The organism is Streptomyces sp. NPDC002835, from assembly GCF_053591995.1.
This window is the reverse complement of the sequence record NZ_JBSFUW010000095.1, coordinates 1-5,937: the sequence shown is the minus strand read 5'-3', so window position 1 is coordinate 5,937 and position 5,937 is coordinate 1. Positions and strand designations below refer to the sequence as shown.

Annotated in this window: 6 protein-coding genes and 1 pseudogene; 3 read left to right on the top strand and 4 right to left on the bottom strand. The window is 69.5% G+C overall.

Going from position 1 to position 5,937, the window contains the following annotated elements:
- On the bottom strand, positions 1-200 hold a 200-nt coding region (locus ACWD01_RS37030; RefSeq protein ID WP_451168341.1), incomplete at its 3' end, for a Ku protein.
- Positions 201-412: 212 nt separating this feature from the next.
- On the opposite strand from ACWD01_RS37030, the gene ACWD01_RS37025 reads away from it, so the two are divergent.
- On the top strand, positions 413-667 hold the full coding sequence (locus tag ACWD01_RS37025) for a DUF2188 domain-containing protein (protein ID WP_451168339.1): 255 nt from the start codon (positions 413-415) through the stop codon (positions 665-667).
- 366 nt (positions 668-1,033) lie between these two features.
- Here the strand turns inward: ACWD01_RS37025 and ACWD01_RS37020 are convergent, their stop codons facing one another.
- Complete coding sequence (locus ACWD01_RS37020) at positions 1,034-2,587, bottom strand: hypothetical protein (protein WP_451168337.1); 1,554 nt, start codon at positions 2,585-2,587, stop codon at positions 1,034-1,036.
- 911 nt (positions 2,588-3,498) lie between these two features.
- Between ACWD01_RS37020 and ACWD01_RS37015 the strand changes: the two genes are divergently transcribed.
- Positions 3,499-4,764 carry a hypothetical protein gene (locus ACWD01_RS37015; protein ID WP_451168335.1) on the top strand — a complete coding sequence of 422 codons (1,266 nt, stop codon included), beginning with the start codon at positions 3,499-3,501 and terminating at the stop codon, positions 4,762-4,764.
- 176 nt (positions 4,765-4,940) lie between these two features.
- Positions 4,941-5,069: pseudogene (locus tag ACWD01_RS37010) on the top strand (LexA family protein); the annotation flags it as partial.
- Between the two features lie 79 nt (positions 5,070-5,148).
- Here the strand turns inward: ACWD01_RS37010 and ACWD01_RS37005 are convergent.
- Positions 5,149-5,334 (bottom strand): hypothetical protein, encoded by a 186-nt coding sequence (locus ACWD01_RS37005; RefSeq protein ID WP_451168343.1) that lies wholly within the window; start codon positions 5,332-5,334, stop codon positions 5,149-5,151.
- Positions 5,334-5,705: a Ku protein gene (locus ACWD01_RS37000; RefSeq protein WP_451168333.1), complete on the bottom strand. Its 372-nt coding sequence runs from the start codon at positions 5,703-5,705 to the stop codon at positions 5,334-5,336. Before ACWD01_RS37000 ends, ACWD01_RS37005 begins: the two co-directional genes overlap by 1 nt.
- Positions 5,706-5,937 lie beyond the last annotated feature (232 nt).

Below are 5,937 nucleotides of genomic sequence, written 5' to 3'. Positions count from 1 at the left end.
ACCTCGTAGCCCCGGGTGATCTCGTCGTCGGAGAGCTGCTTCCCGTCGATCTCGCAGACCTTGCGGTAGCGCACCCGGCCCATGTCCTCCAGGTGCACCTGGCGGAAGCTGATGCTGCGGTTTTCCGTCGCGGGAACAACCTTGATCGGGATGGTGACCAGCCCAAAGCTGATCGCGCCGGACCAAATGGGACGGGGCATGACGAGACCTCCGTGAGGGCCCCGAGCACGGCCAGTTTAGGTTCTCGGTTCCCGCCTGCCACTCGTGCGCACGACGACCCTGCACTCGCTCACCGCGGAGTCGGCCGCGCGCAGGCCGCCCAGCCGGTTCACAGCAGCGATACGCGGTGCCCCTGCGGGGCTGGCGGCGCTGGGTGATCCTGGACAGCAGCCCTGACGATCTGGGAGGACCGATGGCAGCGAAACCGAAGCGGACCGTTTACCACATCACACCGGCAGCCGGCAGCGGCGAGGAGCGGTGGCAGGTCCAGCACACGGAGGGCGCCCGTAAGGTCGCGGAGCCGCATCCGACACAGAGGGACGCGATCAATTCCGCCCGCCAGCAGGCCAAGCAGCACAAGCCGGCTCAGGTCGTCGTCCACGGCCGCGACGGGCGCATCCGCACCGAGTACACCTACGGCGACGACCCCCGCGACATCCCCGGCTGAACGGGGCAGGGGCGTGCCAGCTCAGGCGGAGTGATCAAGGAGCCGAGAACATCGGGTCCGCCGCCGGCTCCGCAGCTGGCTGCCCGAATCGAGGAAGTCGCTCTACCGGCCACCCGACAATCCTGTGGGTCCATGGAGAGGACTTCGAAGGAGTGGCCGGGGAACGGGATGGCCTGGAGCGGCAGGTCACAGGCTTGCACTGCTGCCGCGCTGCCGGACCACCCACGCCTGCTACCCCTCTTCGACCCGTCGTGTGTTCGCATGACCACAACTACTGCGGGGTCTCACTGGGCGTGGCAGACACGGAGAACAGCGCGGTCCGGGATCCTGGCCGTCTGGCATCGCTCACTCCGAGACCACCACCGGTCAGGCCGTCGGGCCCTCTCCCCTGGCGACCAGCCGCCACGCCTCGGTGAACAGCTCGGGGAGCGTGCCCGGGAACAGCTCGAAGGCCCTCACCGCGGTCCCGTCGGCGCTCAGTTGCGCGCCGACCAGAGGCGCTTTCCAGGACTCCATCGGCGGCAGCGACTTCTTACCGTGCGCCCACGGGCCGGGCAGGAAGAGTGTGCGTCCCGCACGGGCCCGGCGGTCCTCCACCACCAGGCCGCGCGCCAGCAGCTCCGCTGCGGCCGCCTTGTGGCGGGCTGGCGTCCAGGCGTTCCAGCGCCGCACATTGCGGTCCGACGGCACGGGGAGTACCAAGAGCTGGAGGTAGAGGGCGACGGGGTCCTCGGACAGGTCGAGGGTTGCGGCGACGTCGGCGACCAGGTCGGGGACGCAGGCGCGCGGGTCGGACTCGTAGCGGCCCACAGGCAGGTCCCCGGCGGTGATACGGGCCATGACGCGGTCGCAGGTGCCGTCCGTCAGCCAGTCCCAGCGCCGGCTCCCCCGGTTGCCGCGGATCACGCCCGAGTGAAGGACCCGGGCCGGTGAGTCGCGGCCGGCCAGCACCTTGCGCAGATGGTGGACGGCCTCCGGCGCCCCGGCGCGTACGGGGTCCCCGGCGGGAAGGTCCGCGTACGCCCACGGCAGGCCGGTGAAGAGGGCGTCTGCGACGGTATCGGCGTCGTAGCTGCCCATGACGTCCCACGCGGTGCGCAGGTGGCGGTGCTCGGGAGGGCAGGGCCAGACCCGCAGGTAGAAGCCCGGCGGCAGGGTGGCATTCGCCGGGTCGAGGAACAGGTGGCACAGGTGGGTCGCCGGCATCCGGGTCTCCAGGGCGACCGCGGCCTGCCAGGTGCTCCAGGGAGCGTACGGACGGCCTCCGTGCTGCTCCACCCAGGCTGCGGCGATGCGCTCCCCGACGCGGGCCAGGCCGCCCGGCGCCCACAGGTCCACGGGGTCAGCCAGCATCACGTCGGCGAGCAGGGCGAGCCGCTCGTCGTCGTGCAGCATCGACAACTCAGCGCGTGCCGCTTCGAGCTCCCCCACCTTGAAACCGAACACGGAGCGCTCGTGCTCGTCCAGAAAGGGCTGGTAGCCGCCCGCACCAAGGTTGCCGGCCAGGACGAGGGCCGCAGCAGGGCGGCTCAGACCGGTCGCCTCGCTCAGCGCGAGAACAGCTTCCGCGTCCCACGCGAATGGGCCGCGCTCCCGGACAAGTTCCACCAAGCGCAGCAGCTGCCCCGGGGTGCCCCAACCGCGGTGGCAGTCCACGACGTAGAGCGGTTCCTCGGGGCGCGGTGCGGCCTTGCCACCGGGAAGTACGGCCTCGAAGTAGCGAGTCTCGCGCGCAGCCGGCAGGTGCAGACCGAAGGAGGCGCCTTGGTGGTCGCGAACGGTGAACGATGTCGTTCCGGCGAGCCGGCCCAGGCGGAAGCGGTAGGCCGGGTCGGCGAACGGCGTCCGCGCCCACATCTCCAGGAAGTCGAGCAGAACCTCCCGGCGCTCCGGCCTGGTGGCGGGAGCGGCCGCGCGCAACGCGAGTGCGCCCGGGCGCCCTATCAGTTCCGTCCAGCTACCGGCTGCGGGCGGTCGGACATCCCGTTCACCCGGCCCGGGCTCCCAACTGCCCTCGATGTAGCGGCCGATACGCCTGATATCGGCGAAAGAGTCCTCGTTCCAGCAGCCCAAGGCCCCGACAAGGCCCTGCAGAGCGGCGGATGCGGCAAATCCGTTCCACGTGCGGGAAGTCCCGGATACGGCCGTGGCTATCTCGTTCATGCGTCCGATCATTACGGACGGCACCGACAACGGGTGGTGCCGAGATCTCGGGATAGGAGGTGACTGATGACGATGAGCGCATGGCCCACGCGGACTGCCGCCGACGCTTCTTCGTCCGGGTGCGGAGCTGGACGGGTCGTCCGGGCGCCGTGGGAGGCTGTCCCATGGGCTTGAAGGGGGTGGCAGGATGACGTCCCAGCGGCTCGGAAGGATCGCGAGTCTGCGGGCGGCCTCCTCTGCGGCGCTTTGGTTCGAGCTCGACGTCAGCCCAATCGTGACGATCAAGCTGCCGTCTGGGGAGGCAACCGCCGCACGCGAAGCCGCGGCGGTCGCCCTGCGATTTCTTGCGGGCAGCACGCCGAGTTTCGACGCCACTTACGGCCACGATTCCACCGGCCGCGGGCCCCAGGGTGCGTCACTGGCGGGTGCATCGTACGGTCACAGAGGCAGCCTGCCGTTGACAGGACGGGCAGGTCGGCGGCCTCGCGGCCTTCGCACGTACGCGGGGCCGCCCCGCTCTCTCCGGGGCTCAAGGCGTGAACCCGATTGACAAACTGGCTGGTCTCGACGACGGCCGGATGCTGGCCCGCCAGTTGCGGCATTGCCCGGTCAGCACCCTGCCTCAACTTGCCTGAGACCGGACATCTACGCTCGGTGTCCGGGCGGCCGTGATCGCTCCGGACGGGTTCCGAGGGGGGTGCGCGATGCGTGCTGGGTGGATCAGGCTGTGGCAGTGGGCGGCGTGTGGCGGGATTGGGCTGAGTCTGTACGCGGGCTGGTTGACGTTCGATGACATCCGGGACCGGGCTTCCAGCGAGAGCAACATCAGCGCGGCGTGTGATCGGCTTGTGTCCGCGGCCGCGGTGATGGACCTTCAGGGCGGGATGGTCCGGGCAACAGGCAGCGACTACCACGAGTTCAGGCTCGATGCGGACGAGCTGCCCGGTTCCTGCACCGTCTACAAGGTGCCTGGTCCCGGCAAGACCACGGGCCTGTTCACCTTGACGGTGCGGGTCAGCAACACTTCCAAGCCGTTGCACTGGATCGGTGACGACAACGGTCTCGAGCCGTTCCGCGACAGTCTCGGCACTCAGGAATCCGATGTCACCGAGATCGCCGACCGGCGCCCCGAACCGCGACCAATCGGCGATGGCACCCTGGGCCGGTACGGAAACTGGTACACCACCATCCGCGCCGAGTGCGGCCCCGGCAGCCGCGAGACGGCCCCGGAGCTGCTGAACGTTACGGCCGGCGCCGACTACGACGACGTCTCCGCAGCGGACCGTGAGCGCCTCGCCCACATCGCCCGCTCGGCCACCGAAGAGCTCACCGACCGGATCGGCTGCCAGAGCCAGCTGCCCGCCCTGCCTGAGCACCAGTTGCCGTCCGTACCCTCTGACCTCCGACCCGCGCAGGCGACGGACGGTTCATGCCGCTGGTTTGCCCGACACATCCAGGAGCAAGGGCAAGGCCGGCTGCCCGACCGTGCCCTCGCGACACCTGCCCCGGACGCGTCCCCCATCGAAAGCTGCCTTCTAGCGGTCAGCCACGACCAGGTGGGCCGTATCGCCGACGGCTTGCCCGACGACGAACACGATTCCGCCCGCAGTGCGCTCACTCACTCGCCGTGGTGGCTGCGTACCGCCTCCTACTTCGACGCAGAGGCGCACACGGTGGGATACGACGCCCCTGGCAGCGAGGACAAGATCATCACAGCGGGAACGGCCGGACACGGAAACGGCGCGTGGTGGGCCTCCTCCATCTGCGACGGCAAGCCCGCCCTGCACACCCTCAGCTCCAGCTACACCTATGACAACGTGCTCGGTCCCCAGACGCTGTCGGCCCTGTTCCGCGCGTACGTTGACGACATCACGAAGCGGCGCGGCTGCACCCACGTGACGTACCCGGACACGAAGGACTTCCGTGCCCCTTGAGCACCACCCCGTACTGAGCACGTCATCTGGCGGATGATGCCAACTCGAATGCCCAGTCACACTGGTCCGGGCCTACCAGGGCCTGACCCGCACGTACGCGGCGCTCGCCGCTCCCCGGCCGCGCCACTACACGGCGCTGCGCCCCCGCATGCGCCGACTGTCCCGGCGGGTGTTCTGTGACCGACCGGCAGCGGCGCATCCTGGCCTGCATCCGATGCGCCATCGCGGGCACCGGCACCGGCACCGGCACCGGCATCCGCCAGATCGGCGCGGAGGTCGGCCTGTCCTCCACCTCCAGCGTCGCCTACCAGCTCGGGCCTGCTCGAAGCACGGGGATGGATCGCGCGCTCCAGCCGGCGGTGGCGCGACTGCCGCCTCACCTGATTAGGACGCATGCGGCTTGCGGCCACTGGACGCCTTCTTCGCTGTCGCCTTCTTGCCCGCTGCGGCCTTCTTCGCTGGTGCCTTCCGGGCCGTCTTCTTCGGCTTCGGCATCTCGCGAACGGTGGCATGCTCCCCGTCTCCACGCGCCTCTCGAGCCTTGGCCACGCTCTCGTTCAGCGCGGCCATCAGATCAACAACCTGCCCGGCCGGTCCCGGGGCTTCCGCCGCGGGAAGCGTCTTGCCTTCGGCCTTGGCGGCAATGACCTCTCCAGTGCTTCCCGGTACTCGTCATGGAACTCGGACAGGTCTTCCTGACCCATGGCCTCCATGAGGGCAAGTGCCCCGTCGACCTCCGAGTCCTCGACCTCCACCGGCGGCGGAGCCAGCTCGGCTGGAGACCTGACCTCGTCGGGCCAGCGCATCGAGTGCAGGACGATCGCGTCTTCCTTGATCCGGAGCAGTCCCAGGCGCTCACGGCCGCGGAGCGCGAACTTGGCCACGGCCGCCTTCGAGGACCGTTCCAGGGCCTCACGGAGCAGCTTGTACGGCTTCGCCACGACCTGCCCGTCGCCTTTACCGATTGCCGAGTCGACCGGATGGGCTCTGAGCTGTGGCGATGCGTCGCGGGCATGTCTGTGACGAGGCGTCGTTCACTTCTTCGGGTTCTGGCACCTGCACGCTGAGTGACGGTTGTAGTCGCGTCCTTTGATCGGCTACTGGCCCTGGGAGCGAAGGGTGCGCTGGACGGACTTGAGTTACACGGGCGGCCCTGTCAGCCGCACCGCACCC

Excerpts from the sequence above, each read along its gene's own strand:
- ACWD01_RS37025 (WP_451168339.1), top strand. The coding sequence starts at position 413 with ATGGCAGCGAAACCGAAGCGGACCGTTTACCACATCACACCGGCAGCC.
- ACWD01_RS37005 (WP_451168343.1), bottom strand. The coding sequence starts at position 5,334 with ATGGCCGCGCTGAACGAGAGCGTGGCCAAGGCTCGAGAGGCGCGTGGA.